Origin of the sequence: Streptomyces sp. NPDC008137 (genome assembly GCF_042957035.1) — a bacterium.
Taxonomy (GTDB): domain Bacteria; phylum Actinomycetota; class Actinomycetes; order Streptomycetales; family Streptomycetaceae; genus Streptomyces.
On record NZ_JBIBHN010000034.1, the window covers coordinates 62,409 to 86,544 of the forward strand.

Below are 24,136 nucleotides of genomic sequence, written 5' to 3' on the forward strand. Positions count from 1 at the left end.
GTCAGCCCCGTTCGACCAGGTCCAGTGCCCGTTCCCAGCCGAACTCCGGCCGCCCGCCGTCCTCGCCCGGCTCCCCGGTGTACGGCTTCCCGAACCGCACGCCCATCCCCCGCAGCCGTTCGAGGCTGTCCCGGTAGGCGGGGTGGGCGGCCAGGGCGTCGGCCACGCACGGAAGGACGGCGATCGGCACGCCGAGCCCCGCGACCTCGCACAGGGTGCCCAGCGCGAGGGTGTCGGCGATGCCGGCCGCCCACTTGTTGACGGTGTTGAAGGTGGCGGGCGCGAGGACCAGGGCGTCGGGCGCCGGGAACGGGCGGGGCTCGCCCGGCGTGCGCCACGCGGAGCGGATCGGGCGGCCCGTCTGGGCCTCGACGGCGGCGGTGTCGAAGAAGCCGTTCATCGCGACGGGCGTCGCGATGACGCCCACCTCCCAGTCCCGCTCCTGCGCCGCGGTGATCAGTTCGCTGACGTCGGCGGCGATTCCGGCGGCGCAGACGACGATGTAGAGGAAGGGCTTGCGGGCGGCCTGGTCGGTCATCCCGGAAACCCTAGCGACTCCCCCTGGCTCACCGGAGGGGGAAGGCCCGACCGCGCTCCGCCTCCGGCCGCGGGCCGAGGATGCGGCGTTCCTCCTCCTCGATCGGTACGTCGTTGATGCTCGCCTCGCGGCGGGCCATCAGACCGTGCTCGTCGAACTCCCACAGCTCGTTGCCGTAGGAGCGCCACCACTGCCCCTCGGCGTCCCGGCACTCGTACTGGAAGCGGACGGCGATGCGGTTGCCGTCGAAGGCCCACAGGTCCTTGCGCAGCGCGTAGTCCCGCTCGCGCTCCCACTTGCGGGTCAGGAACTCGGCGATGCCGGCACGGCCGGTGACGAAGGTGTCGCGGTTGCGCCAGACGGAGTCCTCCGAGTAGGCGAGGGCGACCTTGTGCGGGTCGCGGGTGTTCCAGGCGTCCTCGGCGGCCTGGACCTTCTGTGCCGCGCTCTCGCGGGTGAAGGGCGGCAGGGGCGGGCGGTCTGTCATGGATGGCTCCCCGGTCACAGCGGAGAACGAGCGTTCTCTCGATGGCTGCTACCGTAGGAGAACGCTCGTTCTCTCGTCAAGGAGTGGTGGCACATGGACAGCGCGGCGGCCCGGGAGCGGGCTCTGGACGCGGCCGAGGAGCTGTTCTACGGGCGGGGTGTGCGGTCCGTCGGGATGGACGACGTCCGCGGCGCCTCCGGGGTCTCGCTGAAGCGGCTCTACCAGCTCTTCCCGGCGAAGGAACAACTGGTGGAGGCCTATCTGGAGCGGCGCGACGCGCGCTGGCGCGGGGAGCTGGCCGAGTACGTCGAGCGGCACGGGGAACCCCGGGAGCGGATTCTTGCCGTGTTCGACTGGCTCGGCGGGTGGTTCGGCGAGCCGGACTTCCGCGGCTGCGCGTGGATCAACGCCTACGGCGAGCTCGGCGCCACGTCGGCGCGCGTGGCCGGCCAAGTGCGCGCGCACAAGCGGGCGTTCCGGGAGTACCTCGCCTCGCTCGTGGCCGCGGCGGGGCTGCCCGGCGCGCTGGCCGGGCAGCTGTTCCTGCTGGCCGAGGGGGCCATGGTCGCGGCGGGGGTCACCAGGAGCGCCGAGCCCGCGGCCGAGGCGCGCGAGGCGGCCCGGCTGCTCCTGGGGACCATGTGAGGCCGGGCGTCAGCTCACCCTCTCCGAGACGGTGATGGCGCTCACCGGGCAGGCCCGGGCCGCCTCCCGCACCAGCGTGCTGCCGCCGCCGTCCTCCTGCCCGGGCAGCAGGGTGCTGTAGCCGTCGTCGTCCTGGGTGAACACCTCCGGGGCGGTCAGGGCGCACTGGCCGGCGCCGATGCAGACGTCCGTGTCGATCTCGATGTCGATGTGCATGTGCGGAAGCCTCTTACCAGGTCACGGGGAGTTCCAGCATCCCCTGGATCGTGTCGCCCGGCTTGAAGGGGATCTCGTCGGCCGGAGCGGCCAGGCGCAGGCCGGGCAGCCGGTCGAAGAGGGTGTGCAGGGCGATCTCCAGTTCGGCGCGGGCGAGGTTCTGCCCGAGGCACTGGTGGATGCCGAAGCCGAACGCGACGTGGTGCCGGGACGAGCGGTTCCAGTCGAGTGTGTCCGGCTCGGGGTAGACCGTCTCGTCGCGGTTGATGACGGAGGTCGCGAAGACCACACCCTCCCCCTTCTTGATCGTCGTCCCGGCCACGTCGATGTCCTCGACGGCCAGGCGCAGCATGCCGTCCGCGATCGACAGCATCCGCATCAGCTCCTCGACCGCGGACGGCAGCAGGCCCGGGTCCGCGCGCAGTTCGGCGAGCCGCTCGGGGTGCTGGAGCAGGGTGAAGGTGCCGAGCGAGATCATGTTGGCGGTCGTCTCGTGGCCCGCGACCAGCAGGATGAGGGCCATGGCGATCAGGCCCTCGCGGTCGAGGTCGCCCTCGTCCGGTTGCCGGTGGACCAGGTCGTCCAGCAGACCGGTCCCCCGGTCCTTCCGCTTGCGGTCGATCAGCTCACCGAAGTACCTCTCCAGCCGGTCGCGGGCGTCCAGCACATCGGCCGTCTCGGGGCCGCGCAGCAGCCGTCGTGACTGGGTCTCGAAGAAGTCGTGGTCGGAGTACGGGACGCCGAGCAGGGCGCAGATCACCATGGACGGCACGGGCAGCGCGAAGGCGGTGACCAGGTCGGCGGGCGGGCCCTGGGCGATCATCGCGTCGAGCCGTTCGTCGACGATCCGCTGGATGCGTGGCCGGAGTTCGACGGCCCGCTTGAGGGTGAAGTCCCCGACGACCATGCGGCGCTGGGTGCGGTGCTCGGGGTCGTCGACTCCCAGCAGGGCCGTTCTGCGGTTGCGGATCCCGGCGAACCGCTTGGTCGGGGCGGGGAAGCCGGGCCGGTCGCGGTTGGACGACAGACGCGGGTCGGCCAGCAGCGCGCGGGCGATCGCGTGCCCTCCGACCAGCCAGGCCTCACGGCCGTCGAAGAGGGTGACGCGGGTGAGGGGGCGCTCGGTGCGCAGCGTGTCGTAGGCGGCGGGCGGGTGGTAGGGGCAGGTCCGGCTCTGGGGGAAGGCGACGGGTGCGGTCGTGTCCGTCATGAAGACCTCGCAGACGAGTAGTGCGTCGTGCCGATCATCATTAGATGCCCCGGGCACCTATAGGGCGACGCGAAGTTCGGCCAGATCGGTGTCGGCTGCAACATGGCCGGGGAATGCCGTCCTCACGTTCGAAGGCCGGGGTCGGGGCCTGGGGTGTGCGGACAGGGCCCTTGCCGGGAGCAGGGGGCTCTCTGGAAGCCGTCGCGGCGATTCGAAAACCGGTTGTCGATGCGGCGGGGCAGGCCCCAGGATCCAGCCATGCCTACGCTCGCCGTCCTTCCGCCGTCACCGCCGCTGTCCGCCGCCGCTTCCGCCGCGCGCCGACAGCAGCGGTCCGGCCGCCGTGGAGGGCCGACGCCCCCGCGGTCATGACGGCCGCGCTCCTCGCGGGGCTGCTCGCCGGGTACGGCATCGCCGTGCCGGTGGGCGCGGTCGGGACCTACCTCGTCTCCCTCACCGCCCGCACGTCCCCGCGTACCGGTGTCTGCGCCGCGCTCGGCGTCGCCACCGCCGACGGGCTGTACGCCCTCGCCGCCACCCTTGGGGGTACGGCCCTGGCCGGCGCGCTGCGGCCGGCGCTCGGCCCGCTGCGCTGGGTCTGTGTCCTGGTGCTGCTCGGGCTGGCGGTGCGGGGTGCGGTCACCGCCCTGCGCGAGTACCGCGGCCACCGGCTCGACACCCGGACGGCCCCGTCTCCCCCGAGTCCCGCCCGGGCCTACCTGGGACTGCTCGGCATCACCCTGCTCAACCCCACCACCGTGATCTACTTCGCGGCGCTCGTGCTCGGCTCCCGGGCCGCGGGTCCGGCCGGGCCGGTGGAGCAGGGCGTGTTCGTCCTGGCCGCCTTCGCCGCCTCCGCGAGCTGGCAGGTGCTGCTCGCCGGGAGCGGTGCCCTGCTGGGCCGGGCGCTGACCGGTCCCCGGGGCCGGCTGGCGACGGCGCTGGTGGCGAGCGGGGTGATGACGGCTCTGGCCGTGCGAATGGCGGTTTCTCCAGGATGATTCGCGCGGGTACCGGTGTTGAGGGCAGGTATCAGTTACCGGTCGGCCTCTGACACGACGATGGGACGGATTGCGATGCCTCTCGAAGGCGAGTACGAACCCAGCACCACGCAGTGGGTGCGCAAGCAGGTGGAACTGTACGAGAGCTCCGGTGGTACGGAAGGGACGACGCTGCAGGGCTCCAAGATGCCGGTCGTCATCCTGACCTCACGGGGCGCCAAGAGCGGCAAGCTGCGCAAGACCCCGGTGATGCGGGTGGAACACGAGGGGCGCTACGCCGCCGTCGCCTCCCTGGGCGGTGCGCCCAAGCACCCGGTCTGGTACTTCAACCTCAAGTCCGACCCGCATGTGGAACTCCAGGACGGGCCTCGCAAGCAGGACATGACCGCTCGTGAGGTCACGGGCGAGGAGAAGTCCGCGTGGTGGGAGCGGGCCGTCGCGGCCTATCCGGCGTACGCGGACTACCAGAAGAAGACCGACCGGGAGATTCCGGTGTTCGTGCTGGAGCCCGTCGCCGGCGACTGAGGCCGGCGCGGGCGGCGAAGAGATTCCGCTCGGAGTGCATGAACCGTTGGCGGCGGGGCACGCGTGGTTCAGGCCCCGCCGCGCTCCCCCGTCGCGGCGGGGCTTTCCGCTGCCTCCCGGGCGCGCCGGTCGGTGACGTCGAGGAAGATCTGGTCCGCCTCGGGCACCGTCCGGGCGATGGAGCGCTTGATGCGGACGGCGACGTCCTCGACGTCCTCGCTGTCCAGCCCGGGCACCAGGTCGACGCGGGCGGCCACGAGGGCCGAGTCGAGGCCCGTCTTCATCGTGAACAGCGCCTCCACACTGTCGATCTCGGGCTGCGCCCGCAGCAGTGCCTGGATCCGCCCGCTCGCCTCCGGGTCGGCCGCCTCGCCGATCAGCTGGTCACGTGCCTCCCGGCCCAGCCGGAAGGCCACGTAGACGAGCAGCGCGCCGATCGCGAGCGACGCCGATGCCTCCCACACCACCTGGCCGGTGACCATGTGCAGTGCCATGCCCGCCATGGCCAGCGTGACGCCGAGCACCGCGGTGCCGTCCTCGGCGACGACCGTCCGCAGGGCCGGGTCGCGCAGCCCGGCGCCGGTACCGCCCTGCCGGCGCACCTGGTACAGGGCGCGCAACAAGGAGCCGCCCTCCGCGAGGAGGGCGATACCGAGCACGATCAGGCCGGCGACATAGCCGCTGAGCTTCTCCTCCGATCCGCTCGTGAGTGCCTCGAAGCCCTGGAAGAAGGAGAAACAGCCGCCCATGACGAAGATCCCGACCGCCGCGAGGAGCGACCAGAAGAACCGCTCCTTGCCGTAGCCGAAGGGATGACGCCGGTCTGCGGGGCGGCGGCTGCGGCGCAGGGCCGCCAGCAGGAAGACCTCGTTCAGGCTGTCGGCCACCGAGTGGGCCGCCTCCGACAGCAGGGCGGGTGATCCCGCGGCCAGGCCGCCGACGGCCTTGGCCGCCGCGATGACCAGGTTGGCCGCGAGCGCCACCAGCACGGTGACGCGTGTCCTGCGATCAGATGCTTGTTCAGTCACCCACGCCGATTGCCCCGGTCGGCGGTGCCCACACCGTGCCGTCGGCGGAAAAAGGGGAACGCGTTCACCAGGGCACACACACGACCGGCAGGGCACTCGTACGACGAGCAGGCCACGCACAGGGCAAGGAGGTCACCCCCATGAGCCGCGACGACGGCGACGGCAACAGCGCCTACGGCAGGAGGTCGTTCAAACGGTCCAAGGCCCATTTCGCGGACCGGATCACGGCGGACGGCCGGGACGGCTGGCCGGTGGAGGCCGGTCGCTACCGCCTGGTCGTCAGCCGGGCCTGCCCGTGGGCGAGCCGGTCGCTGGTCTCCCGGCGGCTCCTCGGCCTGGAGGACGCGCTGTCCCTGGCTGTCGCCGACCCGATACAGGACGACCGCAGCTGGCGCTTCACGCTCGACGAGGACGGCCGCGACCCGGTCCTCGGCATCCGCTACCTCGGCGAGGCCTACGACCGGCGGGAGACCGGCTACCCCGGCGGTGTCAGTGTGCCGGCGATCGTGGACGTGCCCAGCGGGAAGCTGGTCACCAACGACTACCAGCAGCTCACGCTCGACCTCGCGACCGAATGGACGGCCCTGCACCGGGAAGGCGCGCCCGACCTGTACCCGGACGCGCTGCGCGACGAGATCGACGAGGTGATGGCGGATGTCTACCAGGACGTCAACAACGGCGTGTACCGGGCCGGGTTCGCCACCGGGCAGGAGGAGTACGAGACCGCCTGCGCGGGCGTGTTCCGGCGTCTTGAGCTGCTCGCGGAGCGGCTGGAGAGGCAGCGGTATCTCGTCGGCGACACGATCACCGAGGCGGACATCCGGCTGTTCACCACGCTGGTCCGCTTCGACGCCGTCTACCACGGCCACTTCAAGTGCAACCGCTGGAAGCTGACGGAGAACCAGGTGCTGTGGGGGTACGTCCGTGACCTGTACCAGACGCCCGGGTTCGGCGACACCGTCGACTTCGACCACATCAAGCGCCACTACTACCAGGTGCACACGGGCATCAACCCGACCCGCGTCGTGCCGCTGGGCCCGGACCTGTCCGGCTGGCTGACCCCGAACCACCGTGAGGAGCTGGGCGGCCGGCCCTTCGGCGACGGCACACCCCCGGGGCCGGTCCGCGCCGAGGAGCGGATCCCGGCCGCGCACACCCCCTGACCACCCCTACCCACCCCCCTGAGCGACGAAGGAGATCCCCGTGGCCAAGAAGAAGAAGCTGCCCCTCGCCTACCAGCCCCTCGGGTTCGTGCTGGGCTGGTCGAGCGGCTGGCTGTCCGGGCTGGCCTTCCGCAAGACGTGGATGGCGATCCGGCACGAGGAGGACGCGCCCGACGCGCTGGACCGGGACCGCGGCTGGGGCGAGATCCTGCTGGCCGCAGCGGTCCAGGGCGCCATCTTCGCGGTGGTGCGCAGCGCCGTGGACCGCGCGGGCGCCAAGGCCATCGAGCGTTCGACCGGCGCGTGGCCGGCTGACGAGAAGGGCGGCGGCAGGGACTGACCGAATGCCCGTGCCTCACCCGGCCCCGCCCGCCCTGTGCCGCGGGCGGGGCCGGGCCGTGCCGGGCGTCCGCTCAGCCGTCCACCTTGATCGTCTTCATGGTGAGGTGGGACTCGAGGCGAAGAACGGCGGGCAGTCCGCTGAGCTTGCTCATCATGAAGGCCTCGTAGGCGGCGTGGTCGGCGACGGCGACACGGAGGAAGTAGTCGGGGCGTCCGTACATCCGCCGGAACTCGACGACCTCCTCGTAGGAGGCCACGGTGGTCTCGAACTCCTCGACGGTCCCGCGGTCCTGGGCGTAGATCTCGACGTCGACGAGCACTTCGAGCTCGCGGCCCAAGGCTCCGGGGTCGATGACGGCCCGGTAGCCGGCGATGACGCCGCTCTCCTCCAGACGCTTGACCCGGCGCAGGCAGGGAGGCGGAGTCAGCCCCACCCGCCTGGCCAGCTCGACGTTCGGCAGCCGACCGTCCTGGCGTAGTTGAAACAGAATTTCTCGGTCGACGGCATCGAGGTCACTTTCATTGCTCATATAAAGATCATAGAGCCATAATCGGCAACCATATAAGGCGCCAACTTTCCTAAAATGTCTACATGCGAATTAGCCCCGCGGCGCGCGCCGCCTTCCAGGACTGTGCCCCCGTGGGCCTCGGGATGGTGCCGCTCGGTCTCGCCTTCGGGGCGCTGGTGGTCCAGTCGGGGCTCGACTGGTGGTGGGCCGGGCTGTCCGCGGCGCTGGTCTACGGCGGATCGTTCGAGTTCCTGCTGATCGGCATGGTCGTGGCCGCCGCACCGCTGGTGTCCATCGCCCTGGCCGCGTTCCTGGTGCAGGCGCGGCACGTCTTCTACGCGCTGTCCTTTCCCCTGCACCGCGTGCGGGGCCGGTTCGCCAGGACGTACAGCACGTTCGCCCTCACCGACGAGGCTTACGCGCTGACCGCGACCGAGCAGGCCCGCGATTGGTCGAGCCCGCGCATCCTGTGGCTGCAGCTCTTCATGCACCTGTACTGGGCCGGCAGCGCGACCGCCGGGGCCCTGCTGGGTTCCCTCATCCCGGACGGTGTCACCGGCCTGGACTTCGCCCTGACCGCCCTGTTCGTCGTACTCGCTCTCGACGCGGTCCGTGACCTGCGGGGCGATCTGCCGGCCCCGGTGCTCGCCCTGCTCTGCGCGCTGGGCGCCCGTCTGTTCTTCCCGGGTCAGTTGCTGCCGGCGGCCTTCGCCCTGTTCACCGCCGGCCTCCTGGCACGCCGGCTCGCCGGCCGGAGGAGGCCCGCTCATGTCTGACACCTACGCCGTCGTCGCGGTCCTCGTCACCGCGGCCGTCACCTGGGCCCTGCGCGCCCTGCCGTTCGCCGCGCTGGCGCCGCTGCGGGCCAGCGCCACCGTGCGGTATCTCGGCGCCCGTATGCCCGCCGGGGTGATGGTGATCCTGGTGGTCTACTGCCTGCGCGATCTGCCGGTCACCGAGTCGCGCGCCGTGGCCCCGCTGGCCGCCCTGGCCGTGGCCGTCGGCCTGCACCTGCGGCTCCGCAACGCCCTGCTGAGCATCCTCGCCGGCACGGCCGTCCATGTGGCCCTGGCCAGCGCGGTCCTCGCCCCCTGAACCCGTCCCCGAAAGGCATGCGTCCTTTGAACACCGGCAGCTACTTCGAACCCATCGACGAACACCGCTACAAGCCCACCGGACACGCGAGCGGCGCGTGGGATCCGGCCGAGCAGCACTTCAGCCCACTCGCCGGCCTCCTCGTCCACGCCATCGACCGGCAGCGCGACGCCCGCTCGTACAGCCGCCTGAACCTCTCCCGGATCAGCTTCGACATCCTCGGCCGCCTCGCCCTGGACGAGTGCGAGATACGGGTGGAGACCGTCCGGCCCGGCCGCACCATCGAACTCGTCGAAGCCGTCGCCCTGATCGGCGGCCGGCCCGTCGTACGGGCCCGGGCCTGGTTCCTCGCCGACAGCGACACGGCGGAGGTCGCCGGTGGCGACACCGGCCGGCTCACCCCTCCCGAGTCGCTCGCCCCGTGGCCGCTGACCTCCGTGTGGCCCGGCGGATACATCGCCTCCCTCGACGTCCGCCCGCTCGCGCCACCGCGGCCGGGCCGCACCAAGGCCTGGATCTCCACCTCGCTCGACCTGGTGGCCGGGCAGACCGCGAGCCCGCTCGCCTCCTACATCGCGCTCGTCGACACCGCCAACGGCATCGCCGTACGACAGTCGCCCGACCGGTGGATGTTCCCGAACGTCGACCTCACCGTCCACCTCCACCGCCGGCCGGAGGGCCCCTGGACCGGGCTCGACACCACCGTCACCTTCGGCGCCACCGGCCAGGGCGTCACCAGCACCGTCCTGCACGACCTCGCCGGACCCGTGGGCCATGCCCAGCAGATCCTCACCGTCAGGCCGGTGCCGGCATCCGGCTGAACGCCGGGCTCAGCCCTGCTTGGGTGCCGTCGGCGGGGTGCGGCGCAGGGTGAAGGAGTGGCCCGCCGGGTCGGCGTAGCCGCGTTCCTCCAGGGGGCCCGAGGGCTCCTTGGCCTCCAGGGGACGTCCGCCCAGGCTGATGACCCGGCGTTCCACCGCGTCGAGGTCGTCCACCACGAACTCCAGATGGGCCTGGAGGGAGTTCTCGGGGCGCGGCCAGCTGGGCGGGGTGGCGTTGACGTCCCGGCGCAGGGCGATCCGGAAGCCGTCGGCGCTCATGATCTCCACCCGGTTGGCCGTCGCGTCCGACTCCTCCCCTTCCAGCAACTCCTTGTAGAACACGGCGAGCTTCTCGGGCTCGGCGCAGTCGAGCACCAGGACACCCGCTTTCACCAGGGCCATGTCTCCTCCGCAGGATTCCGGCCGCGGGGCGTGCTGTCCCGCGGCCTCGTACCTTGCGGATATCCCGGTACGGCCGATTCAGTCGGCCGTCAACCACCGTCCGTCGCGCATGAGTTCGCGGCCGTCCAGCTCACGGGCCTCCCGCCAGGCCTGCACCCGCCGCGGCACGACGCGGAAGTAGAGGTACGGCGTGGCCAGCCGACGGGGATCGAAGCCGGTCTTGGCGGCGAAGAGTTCGGCGTCCTGCTCCGTCAGCTCGCCGGGCTGGACGGTCTCGACGGTGCCCTCGACGAGGACCACGTCGCGGGTCGGCCCGATGCCCACCCGGGCCCGGCCGGTCGCGGCCAGGTTGCGTCCGGTGGGGCTGGACGCGGGCGTGGCGAACAGCAGATACGAGCCGTTCCAGAGGAAGGACAGCGGGACGAGGTAAGGCGTCCCCGAGGCGCTGTCGGCCGTGGCGACCCAGGCGTCCACGTCGTGGTCCAGACGCTGCAGGGTGTCCTTCTTGCGCTGCTCAGCGCCGCGTACGGATGCGGACGTCATCGTCGGTGCGCCTCCTGAAGAGTCGTCAGAACGGACGGGGTCCAGTGTGACGCCAGGAGGCCGCGGAGGCCCGGCGGACGGGACACGCCGGGTGAGGGAGGAGGGAGTGTACGCAGCTCAAGCGGTTTCCGCCGTAACCGAGATCACGGCAGGGTCACGGAATGGCTTATTCACGCCATGGGCAGTCTCGTACCGCTTCTCGGTTCAACATTCGGACCGCGAAGCCGAGTTCGAGTGTGCGGCCGGTCAAGGCACCGTCCGCTCGCAGGGGCCGGGGGGCTCTGCGGTCCGTCTCCCGAAAGGAAGCACATGCCTCAGGACGTCCGGTTCGACCTCCCGTTCGACACCCCGGTCAGCAAGCATCTGGAGTACGCCCGGGCGCGCCATCTGCGCTGGGTGTGGGAGATGCGCCTGGTCCGCAGCCGGGAGGGGTTCGAGGAGTACAAGTCCTGGGATCTGCCCCAGGCCGCCGCCCGCACGTATCCGCACGCGTCGGCGGAGGACCTGGTCGTCCTGATGAACTGGTTCTCACTGGCCTTCCTCTTCGACGACCAGTTCGACTCGAGTCAGCCCGACCGCGCCGACCGCATAGCGGAGGTCGCGCGGGAGCTGATCGTCACTCCCCTGCGGCCGGCCGGCAGTCCCCCACGTGTCGTCTGCCCGATCACTCTCGCCTGGGCCGAGGTGTGGAACCATCTCTCTCATGGCATGTCCTTGACATGGCAGACCCGTTTCGCCGCCTCGTGGGGGCGTTTCCTGGTCGCCCACTGCGAGGAGGTCGACCTGGCCGCCCGGGGTCTGGAAGGCACGCTGGGGCTCGACGAGTACGCCGAGTTCCGGCGTCGTACGGTCGGCATCCACCACAGCATCGACGCGGGCGAGCGCAGCCGGGGCTTCGAGGTGCCGGCCCAGGCGATGGCGCATCCCGTGATGGAGCGGATGCGTGACCTGGCCGCGGACACCATCGGGTTCATGAACGACATCCACTCCCTGGAGCGGGAGAAGCGCCGCGGCGACGGCCACAACCTCGTCGCCGTGCTGCGCCGGGAGCGGAGCTGCTCCTGGCAGGAGGCCACCGACGCGGTGTACCGGATGACGACCGACTGCCTGGACGAGTACCTGGAACTCCAGGCGCGTGTCCCGCAGATGTGCGACGAGCTCCGGCTCGACGACGCGCAGCGGGACCGGGTCCGGATGGGTGTGGAGGCCATCCAGCACTGGATCAACGGCAACTACGAGTGGGCGCTCACCACCGGCCGCTACGCCGCGGCGAAGAAGGGCCCGGTGGCCACGGCCGAGCAGGCCGGGCGGGGCTCGGTGGACGACCTGCTGACCGTGTGACCCCGTGCTGGTGCCCGGCCGGACGGCCGGGCACCACGGCTACACGGCGAACTCGACCGGCAGGCTGTCCAGCCGGGACTCCCACGTGGACGCGGTCGAGGTCAGCTCCTCCGGCGGTGCGGCCAGGCTCAGGCCCGGCAGGCGGTGCAGCAGGACGTCCACGGCGATCGCGATGATGGACTGGCCGATGCTCTGCCCGGGGCACTCGTGCGGACCGGAACTGAACGCCAGGTGGGCCTGGTTGCCCTGGACCGAGACGCCGGCGTCCGGCCGGATGTCGGGGTCGACATTGCCCGCCGCGAGGCCCAGCACCAGCAGGTCGCCCTCCTGGATCTGGTGGCCGCCGAGCTCCAGGTCACCGGCCGCGAACCGGCCCGGCAGCACTGCGAGCGGCGGGCTGTTCCACATGACCTCCTCCACCACGGAGGAGATGTTCAGCTGCCCGCTGATCAGTCCGGAGAGCCGGGCGGTGTCGGTGAGGATCAGCTCGAGGACCCGGGCCAGCAGATTGCTGGTCGTGGTGTGCGCGGCGATCAGCACGAGACGCAGATGGCTGACCACCTCCTCGTCGTCGAGCCCGGCCGCGTGCTCCAGCAGGGCGGTGGTGAGGTCACCGCCGGGTTCGGACTTCTTGCGCTCGGCCAGCTCGCCGAGGATCACCATGATGCGTTCGTTGTGCGCGAGGGCGTCCTCACCGCCCTTGAGGACCTGCGCGCAGGACTCGACCAGGTCCCGGCCCTCCGCCTCGGGGAGCCCGAGGATGCGGGAGAGGACGAGCATCGGCAGGTACTCGGCGTAGTCCTTGACCAGGTCGGCGTGCCCGGTGTCCGCGAACGCGTCGATCTGCTTGTTGGCGATGCGGGTCGCGTGACGCTTGATGCCCCGGACCGCGGCGGCCTGGAGTCCGTCGGTGACGGCGGCCCGCAGCCTGCGGTGCGGATCGCCGTCCTGGGACACGCAGTCGGGCCGCCAGCCGAGCATCGGGATGAGGGGCGAGGTCTCCGCCACGCGCCCCTCCGTCCAGTCCCGCCAGATGCGGGCGTCCCGGCTGAACTGGCGGGGGTTGTCGAGCACCCGCCGGTTGTCGCGGTAGCCGAGGACCAGCCAGGCGGGCACGTCGCCCTCGAGCAGGACGGGCGCGACCGAGCCGTGCTCCTTGCGCAGCCGCTCGTAGATGCCCACCGGGTCGGTCGCCGCCTCCGGCCCGTACAGCCGGGCGAGATCGGACCCGTGATGGGCGACGGGGCAGCCGCCCGGAACCTGAAGGGCGTTTTCGGTCGAGTCGTTCATCGGGGCTCCAGGGCCACGGCCGAGCGTTCCTTCAGGTGGTGGATCAGGGCGACGAGGACGTCCCGGCTGGAGGCCCGGTCGCGGGCGTCGAAGGCGATGACCGGGGTGTGCTCGGGGATGTCGAGGGCGTCCCGGATCTCCTCGACGGGGTAGTTGTCGGAGTCGGGGAAGACGTTCAGGGCGACGACGAAGGGGACCTCCTGCCGCTCCATCTCCTCGATCGCCCGGAAGCTGGACTCCAGGCGGCGGGTGTCCACCAGGACGATCGCGCCGAGCGCCCCCTTGAACAGCCCGTTCCACAGGAACCAGAAGCGTTCCTGGCCCGGCGTGCCGAACAGGTACAGCACCAGGCTCTCGTTGATGCCGATCTTGCCGAAGTCCAGGCTGACGGTGGTCTGCGTCTTGTCGGCGACGCCGATGAGACGGTCGACGTCGGCACTGGCCTGGGTGAGGGTCTCCTCGGTGGTGAGCGGCTTGATGTCGCTGACCGACCGGACCATGGTGGTCTTCCCGGTGCCGAACCCACCGGCGATCATCACCTTCACCGAGCGGGCGTCCCCGCCCGCCCGCCCTCCGGGTTGGTCAAAGCCTTTCAAGTCCACTGAGTACCTCCTCAAGGAGCGCGAGGTCGGGCCCGCGGCCGGCGTCGTGCGCCGGAATGGGGTTACGCGCTTCGACGCGACCTGCGACGAGCAGGTCCGACAGCAGCACTGCGAGAATGTTGAAGGGCAGCCCGAGGTGAGCGCCGAGCTCGGCGACCGACAGCGGATCGCGGCACCGGCGGAGAATCTCCTCGTGCTCGTGCTGCATGCCCGGTAACGGGGCTGCGCGGGCGACGACGAGCGTCGCCACGTCGAGGCTCGACGCCGAACCGCCCGGTCCGCTGCGTCCGCCCGTGAGGACGTAGTAGCGCTCGAGACCGGACGGGTCCGACGGCCTGCGGGGAGCACTCATCCAGAGTGCTCCTCCAGGCGCGGAGTGGTGCCGAGAAGCTCACCCATCCTGCGGGCCAGGTCTCTCATCTGGTGCCCGAGCAGGCCCTGGTCGAGGCCTTCCCTGGCAAGGACACCGAGGTAGGTCTCCACACCGGCGCGGACCACGAAGAGGTGCCCGCCGTCGACTTCGATCATCGCGAGGCGCAGCTGCCCGGCGTACTTGGGGAACTGCTCGGCGACCGGCTGGGCGAGGGCCTGCAGACCGGCCACCACGGCGGCGAAGCGGTCGACGTCGTCGGGGTCTTCGGCGCCGTAGGAGGTGATGGCCTTGCCGTCGCTGGAGGCCACGAGGGCGAAGCGGATCTCCTGGATGCTCTCGACGAGATCGCGGAGCGCCCAGCTCACATCTGTTCCTTGTTGCGTCATGAGGACTAGTCGCTCTCTTCGGTGCGGTGCTCTGTGGACTCGCGTCCGGCGTCGGTGTCGCGGTCGCCGGGCGTTCGGGACGCCTCTTCGGCGTCGCGTCCGGCGGTGGCGAAGGCGGCGAGACCGGAGAAGGAGGCGTCCGGCGGAATGGCGGAGACGGTGCTCCGTTCCGTCCGCCCGGCGTCCCGGGGTTCGGCCGCTTCGTTCCGCCTGCTGCGGCGCCGGGGCAGTCCGCCGGGCGTGGTCTCCGCGGCCGCGGCCGGGGCGTCCGATGCGGGTGCGGTGACCGTCTCGCGGGCCGGTGCCGCCTTGGCGGCACGGACCTCGGGGGCGGCGGGCGCGGCCGGTGCGGCGGCAGCGGGCAGCGGGCTGAAGTACTTGTGCGGAACCACGACCACCACGGAGGTGCCGAGCCACGGGGAGTCCGCGAAGGTGACGCGGATGCCGTAGCGACGGGCGAGGGCACCGACGACGCGCAGACCGATGTTCGCGTCCTCGGTGATGCCGCCGAGGCCCGCTCCGGGAGCGGTGCCCGCGAGGGCGTGCTCGGCTTCGCGCTTCTTCTCCTCGCTCAGGCCCTTGCCGGAGTCCTGGATCTCGATGCCGACGCCGTTGGGCACCTCCTTGCCGGAGATGAGCACCGGCTCGGTGGGCGGCGAGTAACGGGCCGCGTTGTCGAGGAGGTGAGCGAAGATCAGTGTGAGGTGGTCCACGAGACCGCCGTCGACGCCGAGTTCGGGCAGGTGGCGGACCTGGATCCGGTGGAAGTCCTTGATCCGGCCGATGCCGCCGCGCGCCACGCTGAGCAGCCGCTGCGGCTCCTGCCACTGCCGGCCGGGCCGGTCCGAGCCGCCGAGCACACCGATGCTGGCGGCGAGACAGTCGGCGGGGCCGATCTCCTGGTCGAGCTCCATCAGGCCCCGGGCGACGGCCGGCAGCCTGCCGTGCTCGCCCTGCATCTCGTGCAGACGGCCGCGGAGCTTGCTGGTCAGCACGTGGATGCGGTTGCCGATGCTGATGACGGCCTGCTCGGCGGAGGTGGAGCGGTCGAACTCCGACTCGAGGCCGATCAGGGCGGTGCGCAGCACCTTGCGCAGCTCGGCCTGGAGGTCGGAGCTGACCTTGGCGCACTGGTTGAGGGTGGGCAGGACGTCGTCGATGGCGTCGCCGGAGCGCAGTGCCTCCATGGCGGAGGGCAGTTGCTCGTCGGCGAGCCGGGCGACCGCGGCGAGCTGGTGGGAGAGCTGCTCCTGCCAGACCTCGGCCTGGTCGGCGAGCTGGGCCTCGTAGGACGTGGCCTGCTCGGTCAGCCGTTCCTCGTAGGCCCGGGAGGTGTCGGAGAGCTGCGTCTCGTACGTGGCGCTCTGGTCGGCCAGGCGCCGCTCGTAGGTCGCGTTCTGCTCCGTGAGCTGGGACTCCAGGGCGGCGCGTTCGGCGGAGAACTTCCGTTCCAGGCCCGCGACGTGCTGCTGCCACTGCTGGTTGTGCTCGGCCTGCGTGGTGCGGAAGGAGTTCTCCGCCCTGTGCAGTTGTGCCCGGGTGCGCAGCAGCAGGCGTACGCACACGGCACCGGCCGCCGTCGCCGCGAGACCGGCGACGGCCGCGGTTATTCGCTCCGAGCTCATGAACGTGGCGGCAACGGTCCCGCCTCCCAAGCCCAGCGGCATCAACCACCAGCTGTACCAGGCGACAGGGGCCCGCGCCGCCGGTGGCGGAGTGGCGAGTTCCATCTGCATCCTTCGAACAAACACGATCGAACAGGGGGGTGTGGATCGCACTCATGAGTACGCACCGCGAGCCGACCGGACGCGATCGCGTCAACTCGCAGCGCCGATCGGAACCTTATCGGGTTTAGACCCGAAAGGATCAACCTCGTCACCCTGCGGACGTGAGGGTTCCGTCACGCTCCGACAGAAAGCGAAAGGTCGACAAATACCCATGCCAGGCTGCGGAGTTGACCAGGGTCGGCCGCGCGCGGCCGACGGGCCGGTCAGCGGGCGGTCTGGAAGGTGCGGCGGTACGCCTGCGGGGACACCCCGATCGCCGCGTGGAGATGCTGGCGCAGGGACGCGCCCGTCGCGAAGCCGACCCGGCCGGCGATCTGGTCCACCGTGAGGTCGCTGGACTCCAGCAGGTGCCGGGCCCGGGCCACGCGCTGCTGGATCAGCCAGCGGCCGGGGCTGAGACCCACCTCGTCCTGGAAGCGGCGGGCGAAGGTGCGCCGGCTCATCCGGGCGTGGCCGGCGAGGTCGGCCAGGGTGAGGGGTTCGCCGAGGCGTTCCAGGATCCAGGCGCGGGTGGCGGCGGTGCTCGCGGCGCCCTGTTCGGGGACGGGCTGTTCGATGTACTGGGCCTGGCCGCCGTCCCGGAACGGCGGGACCACGCAGCGGCGCGCGACGCTGTTGGCCAGCCGGCTGCCGTGGTCCTTGCGGACCAGGTGCAGGCAGATGTCCACGCCGGAGGCGGCTCCGGCGGAGGTGAGGAAGGGGTGGTCGTCGACGAACAGCACGTCCGGGTCGAGGTCCACGAGCGGGAACATGCGCCGGAACCGGTCGGCGACCTGCCAGTGGGTGGTCGCCCTGCGCCCGTCGAGGAGCCCGGCGGCGGCGAGGACGAAGGCGCCGGTGCAGATGGAGACGATGCGCGTGCCGGGCCGGATGAGCGCGAGGGCGGCGAGGACCTCGCCCGGCACCTCGTCGGTCAGGCGGTCCGGCGCGACGGGCGCGATCACCACCGTGCCGGCCGTGGCCAGGATCTCGGGGCCGTGCTCCACGGTGACGCCGAAGTCCGCGTTGGTACGCACCGGGCCACCGTCCACCGAGCAGGTCAGCACCTCGTACCGGCCGTCGGCGGCGCCCAGGATCCGGCTGGGGATGCCCAGCTCGAAGGGGTACACCCCGTCCAGGGCCAGGACCACCACTCGTTCGCGTCGCATGGCACGATCGTATCGAAGGTTGGCAATCTTGCCATTGGCGGGCGGTGCGCGGACCGGCACGCTTGACCACCATGAGCACACAGAACACGATGCGAGCCATCAGCCAGGACGTCCTCGGCGGTCCCGAGGTCCTCAAGGAAGTCGAAGTCGAGCGCCCGGTGCCCGGGCCGAACCAGGTGCTGGTCCGGGTGCGGGCCGCCGGGGTCAATCCGACGGACTGGAAGCACCGCGCGACCGGCGGGTTCCTGGGCGAGCCGCCCTTCGTCCTCGGCTGGGACGTCTCCGGCGTGGTGGAGGCGGCCGGCATCGGCGTCGTGGCCTTCGCGCCCGGTGACGAGGTCTTCGGCATGCTGCCGTATCCGTACGGGCACGGCTCGCACGCGGAGTACGTGATCGCTCCCGTCCGCGCCCTCACCCGCAAGCCGGCCGGCATCGACCACGTCCAGGCGGGCGCGCTGCCGCTGGTCTCGCTCACCGCGTGGCAGGCGCTGGTCGAGCACGCGGACCTGCGGTCCGGGCAGCGGGTGCTGATCCACGCGGCCGCGGGCGGGGTCGGGCATGTGGCGGTGCAGATCGCCAAGGCGCGGGGCGCGTATGTGATCGGCACCGCGAGCGCGGGCAAGCACGAGTTCCTGCGGGGGCTCGGCGTGGACGAGACGGTGGACTACCGGGCGACGGACTTCACCGAGGCCGTGAAGGACGTCGATGTCGTCCTGGACACGATCGGCGGCGACAACGCCCTGCGTTCCCTGCGCGTCCTGCGCCCCGGCGGTGTCGTGGTCTCGATCCTCCCGGGCGGCTCGGACGAGTTCTACGAGGAGGCCGAGCGGCTCGGGGTACGGGGGCTGCGCATGCTCGTCGACGCCGACCGCGGTGGCATGGAGGCGATCGCGGAACTCGCCGGGACGGGCAAGCTGCGCGCCACGATCGCCGGCACCTTCCCGCTATCCGCGGCGGCCGAGGCCCATGCCTCGGGCGACACGGGCCGGACGACGGGGAAGCTGGTGCTGGTGAACGACTGACCAGTGTGCGGGGTGGGGTGCGTGTAGCGCATAGCGCCGGGTGGTGGGTCGGGGCCGTGCCGGGGGGGTGTCCGTCCTCGGAACGTCGCGATGGGGTCTCGCGCCGACTGACTGTTCGTTGACGCGACAACCGCTGGGGGCGGACACCCCCCGACACGGCCCCTTGCGTCGTCCGGCGGGTGCGGGTCCGCTCAGCTGCGGGCATGCGGCCGCCCCCGCTGCGGGCATGCGTGCCGCTAAGGGCGGCACGGGTGGGCGGTGGGGGCCCCCGCTCGAGCGAAGCCGAGAGTGGGGGAGGCACCCCGCTCCGCCGGGCTGCGCGACGCCCCGACCCCAGCACCCACGCCGGGAGCCTGGTGTCAGAACATCAGCACCGGCTTGATCGTCTTGCCCGACCTCATGTCCTGGACCGCCCGGTCGATGTCGCCGAAGGGATACGTGCTGATCAGGCGGTGCAGCGGCAGGCGCCCTTCCTTCACCAGGCGGACCAGGGCGGGGATCATCGTCTGGGTCTCGCTGTCGCCGAGGGTGAGGCCGACGATCCGCTTGCCGCCGAGCAGGCCGTTGACGTCCAGGGCGACCTCGGTGCCGAAGGGCGGGGCGCCGACGACGACCAGGGTGCCGCGGGCGGCGAGCGCGTCGACGCCCTGGCGCAGGACGCCGACGTTGCCCGTGGTCTCGACGACACCGTCCGCGCCCTGGCCGCCCGTGATGGCGGCGAGGGCCTCGGCCAGGTCCTCCCGGCTGGTGTCGACGTTGTGCGTGGCGCCCAGCTCCGTGGCCAGTGACAGGCGTTCGGCGACCCTGTCGACGGCGACGATCCTGGTGGCCGGGGTGAGGGCCGCCGCCATCACGGCCGACAGGCCCACCGCCCCGGCGCCCAGGACGACGACCGTGCTGCCCGTGTCGGGCTTCAGGACGTTCCACACGGCGCCCACACCGGTCTGTACGCCGCAGCCCAGCGGGGCGATCGACTCCAGCGCCACGTCCGGGTCGACCTTGACCAGGCTGCGCTCGTCGGCCAGGGCCCGTTCGGCGAAGGAGGACTGGCCGAAGAAGTGGCCGCCCAGGGCCTCGCCGTCCCGGCTGATGGTGTTCGAGCCGTCGGCACGGCTGCCGCCGAGCAGGTTCAGCGGCAGCCACGTCGCGCAGTACGCGGGGTGCCCGCCGCGGCAGTTGCGGCAGTCGCCGCAGGAGGTGAAGGAGAGCAGGACGTGGTCGCCGGGCGCGACGCCGGTGACGGCGGGGCCGACGGCCTCGACGACACCCGCCCCCTCGTGGCCGAGGACGCCGGGCAGCGGGAAGGGCAGTCCGCCGCTCGCCACCCCGAGGTCGGTGTGGCACAGGCCGGTGGCGACCATGCGGACCAGCGCCTCGTGGGGGCCGGGTTCGTCGAGAACGACGTCGGAGAGGGTGAAGGGCGCGCCGCCGGACTCGACGACCGCGGCACGGGTGGTGGTGGGCATCGCAATGGCTCCTTGACGGTGTCTCAGTCGAGCGAGACGACGACGGACTTGACCTTGGTGTAACCGGCGAGGGCCTCGGGCCCGTACTCACGGCCGTAGCCGGAGTCCTTCACACCGCCGAAGGGCACGGCGGGGTCGAGCATCGCCCAGTCGTTGATCCAGACGATGCCGGCCTGGAGCCGGTCGGCGACCCGGTGGGCGCGGGCGAGATGGCTGGTCTGGACGCCCGAGGCGAGGCCGTAGGGCGTGGAGTTGGCGAGGGCGACGGCCTCGTCCTCGTCGTCGAAGGGCTGCATGGTGAGGACCGGGCCGAAGATCTCCTCCTGGATCACACGGGAGTCGTTCGACAGGTCGGCGATGACGGTGGGCTTGTAGTAGTAGCCGCCGTCCAGGTCGAGCCGCTCGCCGCCGCAGACGACGCGGGCGCCCTCCTTGCGGGCCAGGGCGACGTACTCCTCGACCTTCTTGAGGTGCTTCTCGGCCGCCATGGGGCCGATGACGGTGGCCGGGTCGCGCGGGTCGCCGATGGGCACTCCGGGCACGGCCTCGGCGAGGATGCCGAGCAGCGTCGGGTACACCGAGCGGGCCACCAGCAGGCGCGGGCCGCCCATGCAGAACTGGCCGGTGTTGAAGACGAAGCCCTTGATGACCGCGCCGACCGCCTTCTCCAGGTCGGCGTCCTCGAAGACGATGTGCGCCGCGTTCCCGCCCAGCTCCATGGTGACGGGCTTGAGCGCCTCACCGGCGACGCTCGCCACGTGCCGGCCGATCGCGGTGGAGCCGGTGAAGGCGACCTTGTCGACACCTCGGTGGCGCAGCAGCGCCTCGCCGGCGACCGGACCGCTGCCGGTCACGACGTTGACCACACCGTCCGGTACGCCCGCCTCCTGGAGGAGCCGGGCCATGTACAGGGCGCTGAGCGGGGTCTCGTCGGCGGGCTTGTGGACGACGGTGTTGCCGGCCGCGAGCGCGGGGCCGAGCTTGGAGCCGGCGAGGATCAGCGGGAAGTTGAACGGGGTGATCGCCGCGACCACCCCGAGGGGCTCGCGCCTGGTGTAGGCGAGGGCGTTCATGGGGGTGTCGCGCAGGGCGCCGTCCTGGCTCTGGGCGAGGTTCGCGTAGTACTCGTAGTCGTTGGCCGCGTTGGTCACGTCGACGGCGCCGCACAGGGTGATCGGCTTGCCGACGTCGAGGCTCTCCAGGGCGGCGAGCTCGTCGGCGTTCTCGCGGATCAGCCGGGCGACGCGGTGCAGCACCCGGCCGCGCTCGCGGCCGCTCAGCCCGGACCAGGCGCCGTCGTCGTGGGCCTCGCGGGCGGCGCGTACGGCCGCGTCGACATCGGCGGGGCCCGCCTCGGCGACGGTGGTGACGACCGTGCCCCGGGACGGGTCGACCACCTCGGTGCGCGCCCCGTCGGCGGCCTCGCGCCACTGTCCCCCGATGAACAGCTGTCCGGGTTCCCTCTCGAAGGTGGTCATCGCCGCTCCCCAGCGTCGTCGCCAAGATTTCAACAAACAGGATTCCTGTTGGTTCGCAGTCTCTTTACAGACAGGTTTCCTGTCAATGCTCTAGCCTGCTTCCATGCTCGACACACAGGTGACCAAGGCGCCCCCTTCCCTGCTCTACATGGTCAAGCAGGTGGAGCTCGTCGTGCGCTCCCACCTGGACGAGCTGGTCAGACCTTCCGGGATCACCGCACTCCAGTACACCGCTCTGACCGTCCTGGAGCGACACGACGGACTGTCGGCGGCCCAGCTGGCGCGCGACTCCTTCGTCACGGCGCAGTCCATCGCCGATCTCGTCCGCTCACTGGAGGGCCGCGGGCTGGTGCGCCGGGAGCGCAACCCCCGCAACCGCCGGGAGCTGCTGATCCTGCTCACGGACGAGGCCCGGGAGCTGCTCGCCCGGCACGCCGGGCCGGTCCGGGAGCTGGAGGAACGCATGGTGCGCGACCTCACGGCGCACCAGACCGAGCAGTTCCGTCAGGCCCTCACCAAGGCCTGGCACGCCCTGTCGTAGCCCGGAGCGCACGCCTGGAATCGCGCCCGCGCTCGCGCCCGCGCACTCCCCCGCGCGAACCTCGGCCAACTCGCCTGCAATTCAGAGACATATGTCAATCGAACATGCTCAAATTCACTCGTTGGAGGGTAACTTGCGGGGCGGGCAACGGTTTTGAGGCCGTGACCCCTCCCCACGCACGGAGCAGGCTGGAGGCGATCTCGTCGTGCGGCAGGAACCTGCACCGCTCACCCGGCATCTGCGCGTCCGCCAGGAACGGGGACACACCGTGCTGGAGTTCCGCGGCGAGATCGACCTCGCCGCGGCCACGGAGATCGCCCCGCACCTGGACCGGGAGACGAACCGCCGCGCCGCCCGCGTCGTGATCGACCTCAGCGGGATCGAGTTCTTCGACTGCTCGGGCCTGCGGTTGCTCTACCGGGCCAGGAGCCGGGTCCTCGACCGGGACGGTCACCTGCTCCTCGTCTGCGCCCACCCCCTGACCCTGCGGGTACTGCGCATCACCGGCCTGTCCCGGCTGCTGCCGCCGCAGCCGACCCTGGAGGCCGCCCTGGAACAGCCGGAGGCGACGTCCGGCTCGGTGTGATGCCCCGAATGCGCCCTTCATGCTTCCGCCGAAGTCCTCACATCTTCAACCGGCCGGTCTGGCAGGGGAAGTGGCGGGCATCCGGACAGCAGGAAGGAGGGCCGTCGCATGACGACTCCCGTCAAGCGCCTCCCCAGGCGCATGCCCGGCTGGGCCAAGGTGGTGGGCGCGCTCGTCCTGGTGCTCGTCGTGTTCTTCGCCGGGATCCGGCTCAGTGTGATCCCGGGCCTGAAGGACCTGTTCGGCACCGACACCCACGACCGGTCCGGCCCCGCGCTGCTGAAGTCCATCCAGGACATCAGCCGGTACGACGCCGCCTCCGGCAACTTCCAGGTCGTCGTGGACCTGGAGAAGGACGCCCGGTTCCTGCCCGACGCGATCCGCGGCACCCGCACCCTGTACGTCGGTGCGGGCACCGTCGACGCCTACGTCGACCTGGGCAAGGTCGGCGAGAACGACGTGAAGGTCAACGGCGACCGCACGTCCGCCACACTCCGGCTGCCCCACGCACAGCTGGGCAAGCCGGCCCTGGACCCCGACCGCTCCTACGCCGTCTCCAAGCAGCGCGGTCTCTTCGACCGCCTCGGCGACCTCTTCTCGGACAACCCCAACGGTGAACAAGCCGTGCAGAAGCTCGCGGTACGGCACATCGGCGACGCGGCGAAGGAGAGCGAACTGACCGCACGAGCCGAGAAGAACGCCACCGGCATGCTCGAAGGCCTGCTGCGCTCCCTGGGCTTCAAGGAGGTGAACGTGTCGTACGGGAACTGAGCAGCCGTGGACAGGGCGGAGTGCCCCGGCGGAACGCGGGCAACAGTGGCTGGGAACGCCCCCCGGCGGCTTCGCCATCGCGCCCGTGGGTAACCGCCCTGTCACACAGGGAAGTTGAAGACTGGAGGAGCGTATGGCCAGTGCAGCCTCACGTCCCCGTACCGTCGGGTCCGAGAGCGAGCGACGTCCACTCCCACTGCCCGTCCGGCTGCTGGCGACGCTGTGCGCCTTCATGTTCATGGTCGCCTTCGCGGTGGTGCTGGCGCGGCTGACCCTGCAGCCCTCGCCCGCCTCGGAGGCACTGACCCACACCAACCTCCAGCCCGGCGACTCCCTGAAGGCCTATCTCGACCAGCCGGAACTGCGGGACGCCGTGCGCCAGATCGGCGGCAACATCCTGCTCGGCGTCCCCTTCGGCATCCTCGTGCCCGTCGTCGCGCCCCGCACGCGCGGCATCCTGCGCGTCCTGCTGATGACCGCGATCGTGATGCTGATGGTGGAGTTCGCCCAGGGCGCCCTGGTCACCGGCCGCGCGTTCGACATCGACGACGTCATCCTGAACACGTCGGGCGCGCTGATCGGCTACCTGCTCCTGGGCCGCCGCATGAGCCGCGCGGTCCACGCACGCAGGCCCCGGCGCGGCCGGGCGGGCGGGAAGCCGTCGGCCGGAAAGGCTTAGGGCCTGTTGTTCGGATCACGCCGCAGACGCCCTGATCCGAACAACAGACCCTAAAGGGTGTTGCAGAAGGCTTGGTGGCGGGCATCTTGCCTGTATGGGTGGGGTGTTGAGGGCTGAGCCGGTGTGGGTGGAGACGTTCAC

30 protein-coding genes are annotated in these 24,136 nt (G+C 71.3%); 14 read left to right on the top strand and 16 right to left on the bottom strand.

The window, feature by feature from the left end; translation table 11 throughout:
- Position 1 precedes the first annotated feature (1 nt).
- Positions 2–538 carry a flavoprotein gene (locus tag ACFZBT_RS35075; protein ID WP_391112578.1) on the bottom strand — a complete coding sequence of 179 codons (537 nt, stop codon included), beginning with the start codon at positions 536–538 and terminating at the stop codon, positions 2–4.
- A 28-nt stretch (positions 539–566) separates the two neighbouring features.
- Positions 567–1,025, bottom strand: a complete 459-nt coding sequence (locus ACFZBT_RS35080; protein ID WP_391112580.1) for a DUF1348 family protein — start codon at positions 1,023–1,025, stop codon at positions 567–569.
- 93 nt (positions 1,026–1,118) lie between these two features.
- Between ACFZBT_RS35080 and ACFZBT_RS35085 the strand changes: the two genes are divergently transcribed.
- Positions 1,119–1,670 (top strand): TetR family transcriptional regulator, encoded by a 552-nt coding sequence (locus tag ACFZBT_RS35085; RefSeq protein ID WP_391112583.1) that lies wholly within the window; start codon positions 1,119–1,121, stop codon positions 1,668–1,670.
- Positions 1,671–1,679: 9 nt separating this feature from the next.
- Here ACFZBT_RS35085 and ACFZBT_RS35090 read toward each other — a convergent pair whose 3' ends face one another.
- Both ACFZBT_RS35090 and ACFZBT_RS35095 read right to left on the bottom strand, forming a co-directional pair.
- Positions 1,680–1,886: a ferredoxin gene (locus ACFZBT_RS35090; RefSeq protein ID WP_391112586.1), complete on the bottom strand. Its 207-nt coding sequence runs from the start codon at positions 1,884–1,886 to the stop codon at positions 1,680–1,682.
- A 13-nt stretch (positions 1,887–1,899) separates the two neighbouring features.
- Positions 1,900–3,096, bottom strand: coding sequence for a cytochrome P450 (locus ACFZBT_RS35095; RefSeq protein WP_391112589.1), 1,197 nt, complete (start codon positions 3,094–3,096; stop codon positions 1,900–1,902).
- A gap of 368 nt (positions 3,097–3,464) precedes the next feature.
- Here ACFZBT_RS35095 and ACFZBT_RS35100 point away from each other — a divergent pair, with 368 nt between their 5' ends.
- Both ACFZBT_RS35100 and ACFZBT_RS35105 read left to right on the top strand, forming a co-directional pair.
- Positions 3,465–4,097 carry a LysE family transporter gene (locus tag ACFZBT_RS35100; protein ID WP_391112592.1) on the top strand — a complete coding sequence of 211 codons (633 nt, stop codon included), beginning with the start codon at positions 3,465–3,467 and terminating at the stop codon, positions 4,095–4,097.
- 75 nt (positions 4,098–4,172) lie between these two features.
- Entirely contained in the window at positions 4,173–4,622 is a 450-nt protein-coding gene (locus ACFZBT_RS35105) for a nitroreductase/quinone reductase family protein (RefSeq protein ID WP_391112595.1), read from the top strand.
- 68 nt (positions 4,623–4,690) lie between these two features.
- Here ACFZBT_RS35105 and ACFZBT_RS35110 read toward each other — a convergent pair whose 3' ends face one another.
- Positions 4,691–5,611 (bottom strand): cation diffusion facilitator family transporter, encoded by a 921-nt coding sequence (locus tag ACFZBT_RS35110; RefSeq protein WP_391112662.1) that lies wholly within the window; start codon positions 5,609–5,611, stop codon positions 4,691–4,693.
- Between the two features lie 179 nt (positions 5,612–5,790).
- Here ACFZBT_RS35110 and ACFZBT_RS35115 point away from each other — a divergent pair, with 179 nt between their 5' ends.
- On the top strand, positions 5,791–6,813 hold the full coding sequence (locus ACFZBT_RS35115) for a glutathione S-transferase C-terminal domain-containing protein (protein WP_391112598.1): 1,023 nt from the start codon (positions 5,791–5,793) through the stop codon (positions 6,811–6,813).
- 40 nt (positions 6,814–6,853) lie between these two features.
- Complete coding sequence (locus ACFZBT_RS35120; protein ID WP_391112601.1) at positions 6,854–7,153, top strand: DUF4235 domain-containing protein; 300 nt, start codon at positions 6,854–6,856, stop codon at positions 7,151–7,153.
- Positions 7,154–7,226: 73 nt separating this feature from the next.
- On the opposite strand, the gene ACFZBT_RS35125 is transcribed toward ACFZBT_RS35120, so the two are convergent.
- On the bottom strand, positions 7,227–7,685 hold the full coding sequence (locus tag ACFZBT_RS35125; protein ID WP_391112604.1) for a winged helix-turn-helix transcriptional regulator: 459 nt from the start codon (positions 7,683–7,685) through the stop codon (positions 7,227–7,229).
- 62 nt (positions 7,686–7,747) lie between these two features.
- On the opposite strand from ACFZBT_RS35125, the gene ACFZBT_RS35130 reads away from it, so the two are divergent.
- The 3 genes from ACFZBT_RS35130 to ACFZBT_RS35140 are packed head-to-tail and all read left to right on the top strand — an operon-like array spanning position 7,748 to position 9,580.
- Positions 7,748–8,440 (top strand): AzlC family ABC transporter permease, encoded by a 693-nt coding sequence (locus ACFZBT_RS35130; RefSeq protein ID WP_391112607.1) that lies wholly within the window; start codon positions 7,748–7,750, stop codon positions 8,438–8,440.
- Positions 8,433–8,759, top strand: a complete 327-nt coding sequence (locus tag ACFZBT_RS35135; protein WP_391112610.1) for an AzlD domain-containing protein — start codon at positions 8,433–8,435, stop codon at positions 8,757–8,759. The genes ACFZBT_RS35130 and ACFZBT_RS35135 overlap by 8 nt, the downstream gene beginning before the upstream one ends.
- 26 nt (positions 8,760–8,785) lie before the next feature.
- Complete coding sequence (locus tag ACFZBT_RS35140) at positions 8,786–9,580, top strand: acyl-CoA thioesterase domain-containing protein (RefSeq protein ID WP_391112613.1); 795 nt, start codon at positions 8,786–8,788, stop codon at positions 9,578–9,580.
- 9 nt (positions 9,581–9,589) lie between these two features.
- Here the strand turns inward: ACFZBT_RS35140 and ACFZBT_RS35145 are convergent, their stop codons facing one another.
- Both ACFZBT_RS35145 and ACFZBT_RS35150 read right to left on the bottom strand, forming a co-directional pair.
- Positions 9,590–9,982: a VOC family protein gene (locus ACFZBT_RS35145; protein WP_391112615.1), complete on the bottom strand. Its 393-nt coding sequence runs from the start codon at positions 9,980–9,982 to the stop codon at positions 9,590–9,592.
- A gap of 78 nt (positions 9,983–10,060) precedes the next feature.
- A complete protein-coding gene (locus ACFZBT_RS35150) occupies positions 10,061–10,525 on the bottom strand; it encodes a pyridoxamine 5'-phosphate oxidase family protein (protein WP_391112618.1) in 465 nt (154 codons plus the stop codon).
- A gap of 309 nt (positions 10,526–10,834) precedes the next feature.
- On the opposite strand from ACFZBT_RS35150, the gene ACFZBT_RS35155 reads away from it, so the two are divergent.
- Positions 10,835–11,866 carry a 7-epi-alpha-eudesmol synthase gene (locus tag ACFZBT_RS35155; RefSeq protein ID WP_391112620.1) on the top strand — a complete coding sequence of 344 codons (1,032 nt, stop codon included), beginning with the start codon at positions 10,835–10,837 and terminating at the stop codon, positions 11,864–11,866.
- A gap of 39 nt (positions 11,867–11,905) precedes the next feature.
- Here the strand turns inward: ACFZBT_RS35155 and ACFZBT_RS35160 are convergent, their stop codons facing one another.
- The 6 genes from ACFZBT_RS35160 to ACFZBT_RS35185 form a co-directional block, all read right to left on the bottom strand.
- Positions 11,906–13,156: a cytochrome P450 gene (locus ACFZBT_RS35160; RefSeq protein ID WP_391112623.1), complete on the bottom strand. Its 1,251-nt coding sequence runs from the start codon at positions 13,154–13,156 to the stop codon at positions 11,906–11,908.
- Positions 13,153–13,758 carry an ATP/GTP-binding protein gene (locus ACFZBT_RS35165; RefSeq protein ID WP_382484858.1) on the bottom strand — a complete coding sequence of 202 codons (606 nt, stop codon included), beginning with the start codon at positions 13,756–13,758 and terminating at the stop codon, positions 13,153–13,155. Before ACFZBT_RS35165 ends, ACFZBT_RS35160 begins: the two co-directional genes overlap by 4 nt.
- A complete protein-coding gene (locus tag ACFZBT_RS35170) occupies positions 13,739–14,110 on the bottom strand; it encodes a DUF742 domain-containing protein (RefSeq protein WP_215116839.1) in 372 nt (123 codons plus the stop codon). The genes ACFZBT_RS35165 and ACFZBT_RS35170 overlap by 20 nt, the downstream gene beginning before the upstream one ends.
- Positions 14,107–14,517: a roadblock/LC7 domain-containing protein gene (locus ACFZBT_RS35175; RefSeq protein WP_003994857.1), complete on the bottom strand. Its 411-nt coding sequence runs from the start codon at positions 14,515–14,517 to the stop codon at positions 14,107–14,109. The genes ACFZBT_RS35170 and ACFZBT_RS35175 overlap by 4 nt, the downstream gene beginning before the upstream one ends.
- Positions 14,518–14,522: 5 nt before the next feature.
- Complete coding sequence (locus ACFZBT_RS35180; protein ID WP_391112628.1) at positions 14,523–16,247, bottom strand: ATP-binding protein; 1,725 nt, start codon at positions 16,245–16,247, stop codon at positions 14,523–14,525.
- A 260-nt stretch (positions 16,248–16,507) separates the two neighbouring features.
- Complete coding sequence (locus ACFZBT_RS35185; RefSeq protein ID WP_391112630.1) at positions 16,508–17,452, bottom strand: helix-turn-helix domain-containing protein; 945 nt, start codon at positions 17,450–17,452, stop codon at positions 16,508–16,510.
- 71 nt (positions 17,453–17,523) lie between these two features.
- Here ACFZBT_RS35185 and ACFZBT_RS35190 point away from each other — a divergent pair, with 71 nt between their 5' ends.
- Positions 17,524–18,474: a zinc-binding dehydrogenase gene (locus ACFZBT_RS35190; RefSeq protein ID WP_391112633.1), complete on the top strand. Its 951-nt coding sequence runs from the start codon at positions 17,524–17,526 to the stop codon at positions 18,472–18,474.
- A 359-nt stretch (positions 18,475–18,833) separates the two neighbouring features.
- On the opposite strand, the gene ACFZBT_RS35195 is transcribed toward ACFZBT_RS35190, so the two are convergent.
- Together ACFZBT_RS35195 and ACFZBT_RS35200 are read right to left on the bottom strand one after the other, a co-directional pair.
- Positions 18,834–19,940 (bottom strand): zinc-binding dehydrogenase, encoded by a 1,107-nt coding sequence (locus tag ACFZBT_RS35195; RefSeq protein WP_391112636.1) that lies wholly within the window; start codon positions 19,938–19,940, stop codon positions 18,834–18,836.
- Positions 19,941–19,963: 23 nt separating this feature from the next.
- A complete protein-coding gene (locus tag ACFZBT_RS35200) occupies positions 19,964–21,418 on the bottom strand; it encodes an aldehyde dehydrogenase family protein (protein ID WP_391112640.1) in 1,455 nt (484 codons plus the stop codon).
- Positions 21,419–21,521: 103 nt separating this feature from the next.
- On the opposite strand from ACFZBT_RS35200, the gene ACFZBT_RS35205 reads away from it, so the two are divergent.
- From ACFZBT_RS35205 to ACFZBT_RS35220, 4 genes are all read left to right on the top strand, one after another.
- On the top strand, positions 21,522–21,959 hold the full coding sequence (locus ACFZBT_RS35205; RefSeq protein ID WP_391112643.1) for a MarR family transcriptional regulator: 438 nt from the start codon (positions 21,522–21,524) through the stop codon (positions 21,957–21,959).
- Between the two features lie 205 nt (positions 21,960–22,164).
- Positions 22,165–22,545 carry an anti-sigma factor antagonist gene (locus ACFZBT_RS35210; protein ID WP_391112646.1) on the top strand — a complete coding sequence of 127 codons (381 nt, stop codon included), beginning with the start codon at positions 22,165–22,167 and terminating at the stop codon, positions 22,543–22,545.
- A gap of 108 nt (positions 22,546–22,653) precedes the next feature.
- A complete protein-coding gene (locus tag ACFZBT_RS35215; RefSeq protein ID WP_391112649.1) occupies positions 22,654–23,316 on the top strand; it encodes a DUF4230 domain-containing protein in 663 nt (220 codons plus the stop codon).
- Positions 23,317–23,449: 133 nt separating this feature from the next.
- Positions 23,450–23,995: a VanZ family protein gene (locus ACFZBT_RS35220; RefSeq protein WP_391112652.1), complete on the top strand. Its 546-nt coding sequence runs from the start codon at positions 23,450–23,452 to the stop codon at positions 23,993–23,995.
- Positions 23,996–24,136 lie beyond the last annotated feature (141 nt).

Excerpts from the sequence above, each read along its gene's own strand:
- ACFZBT_RS35175 (WP_003994857.1), bottom strand. The coding sequence starts at position 14,517 with ATGACGCAACAAGGAACAGATGTGAGCTGGGCGCTCCGCGATCTCGTC.
- ACFZBT_RS35180 (WP_391112628.1), bottom strand. The coding sequence starts at position 16,247 with ATGGAACTCGCCACTCCGCCACCGGCGGCGCGGGCCCCTGTCGCCTGG.
- ACFZBT_RS35160 (WP_391112623.1), bottom strand. The coding sequence starts at position 13,156 with ATGAACGACTCGACCGAAAACGCCCTTCAGGTTCCGGGCGGCTGCCCC.
- ACFZBT_RS35155 (WP_391112620.1), top strand. The coding sequence starts at position 10,835 with ATGCCTCAGGACGTCCGGTTCGACCTCCCGTTCGACACCCCGGTCAGC.
- ACFZBT_RS35125 (WP_391112604.1), bottom strand. The coding sequence starts at position 7,685 with ATGAGCAATGAAAGTGACCTCGATGCCGTCGACCGAGAAATTCTGTTT.
- ACFZBT_RS35130 (WP_391112607.1), top strand. The coding sequence starts at position 7,748 with ATGCGAATTAGCCCCGCGGCGCGCGCCGCCTTCCAGGACTGTGCCCCC.
- ACFZBT_RS35200 (WP_391112640.1), bottom strand. The coding sequence starts at position 21,418 with ATGACCACCTTCGAGAGGGAACCCGGACAGCTGTTCATCGGGGGACAG.
- ACFZBT_RS35105 (WP_391112595.1), top strand. The coding sequence starts at position 4,173 with ATGCCTCTCGAAGGCGAGTACGAACCCAGCACCACGCAGTGGGTGCGC.
- ACFZBT_RS35115 (WP_391112598.1), top strand. The coding sequence starts at position 5,791 with ATGAGCCGCGACGACGGCGACGGCAACAGCGCCTACGGCAGGAGGTCG.
- ACFZBT_RS35100 (WP_391112592.1), top strand. The coding sequence starts at position 3,465 with ATGACGGCCGCGCTCCTCGCGGGGCTGCTCGCCGGGTACGGCATCGCC.
- ACFZBT_RS35150 (WP_391112618.1), bottom strand. The coding sequence starts at position 10,525 with ATGACGTCCGCATCCGTACGCGGCGCTGAGCAGCGCAAGAAGGACACC.
- ACFZBT_RS35075 (WP_391112578.1), bottom strand. The coding sequence starts at position 538 with ATGACCGACCAGGCCGCCCGCAAGCCCTTCCTCTACATCGTCGTCTGC.
- ACFZBT_RS35195 (WP_391112636.1), bottom strand. The coding sequence starts at position 19,940 with ATGCCCACCACCACCCGTGCCGCGGTCGTCGAGTCCGGCGGCGCGCCC.
- ACFZBT_RS35095 (WP_391112589.1), bottom strand. The coding sequence starts at position 3,096 with ATGACGGACACGACCGCACCCGTCGCCTTCCCCCAGAGCCGGACCTGC.
- ACFZBT_RS35215 (WP_391112649.1), top strand. The coding sequence starts at position 22,654 with ATGACGACTCCCGTCAAGCGCCTCCCCAGGCGCATGCCCGGCTGGGCC.
- ACFZBT_RS35205 (WP_391112643.1), top strand. The coding sequence starts at position 21,522 with ATGCTCGACACACAGGTGACCAAGGCGCCCCCTTCCCTGCTCTACATG.
- ACFZBT_RS35185 (WP_391112630.1), bottom strand. The coding sequence starts at position 17,452 with ATGCGACGCGAACGAGTGGTGGTCCTGGCCCTGGACGGGGTGTACCCC.
- ACFZBT_RS35085 (WP_391112583.1), top strand. The coding sequence starts at position 1,119 with ATGGACAGCGCGGCGGCCCGGGAGCGGGCTCTGGACGCGGCCGAGGAG.
- ACFZBT_RS35145 (WP_391112615.1), bottom strand. The coding sequence starts at position 9,982 with ATGGCCCTGGTGAAAGCGGGTGTCCTGGTGCTCGACTGCGCCGAGCCC.
- ACFZBT_RS35090 (WP_391112586.1), bottom strand. The coding sequence starts at position 1,886 with ATGCACATCGACATCGAGATCGACACGGACGTCTGCATCGGCGCCGGC.
- ACFZBT_RS35190 (WP_391112633.1), top strand. The coding sequence starts at position 17,524 with ATGAGCACACAGAACACGATGCGAGCCATCAGCCAGGACGTCCTCGGC.
- ACFZBT_RS35135 (WP_391112610.1), top strand. The coding sequence starts at position 8,433 with ATGTCTGACACCTACGCCGTCGTCGCGGTCCTCGTCACCGCGGCCGTC.
- ACFZBT_RS35170 (WP_215116839.1), bottom strand. The coding sequence starts at position 14,110 with ATGAGTGCTCCCCGCAGGCCGTCGGACCCGTCCGGTCTCGAGCGCTAC.
- ACFZBT_RS35080 (WP_391112580.1), bottom strand. The coding sequence starts at position 1,025 with ATGACAGACCGCCCGCCCCTGCCGCCCTTCACCCGCGAGAGCGCGGCA.
- ACFZBT_RS35220 (WP_391112652.1), top strand. The coding sequence starts at position 23,450 with ATGGCCAGTGCAGCCTCACGTCCCCGTACCGTCGGGTCCGAGAGCGAG.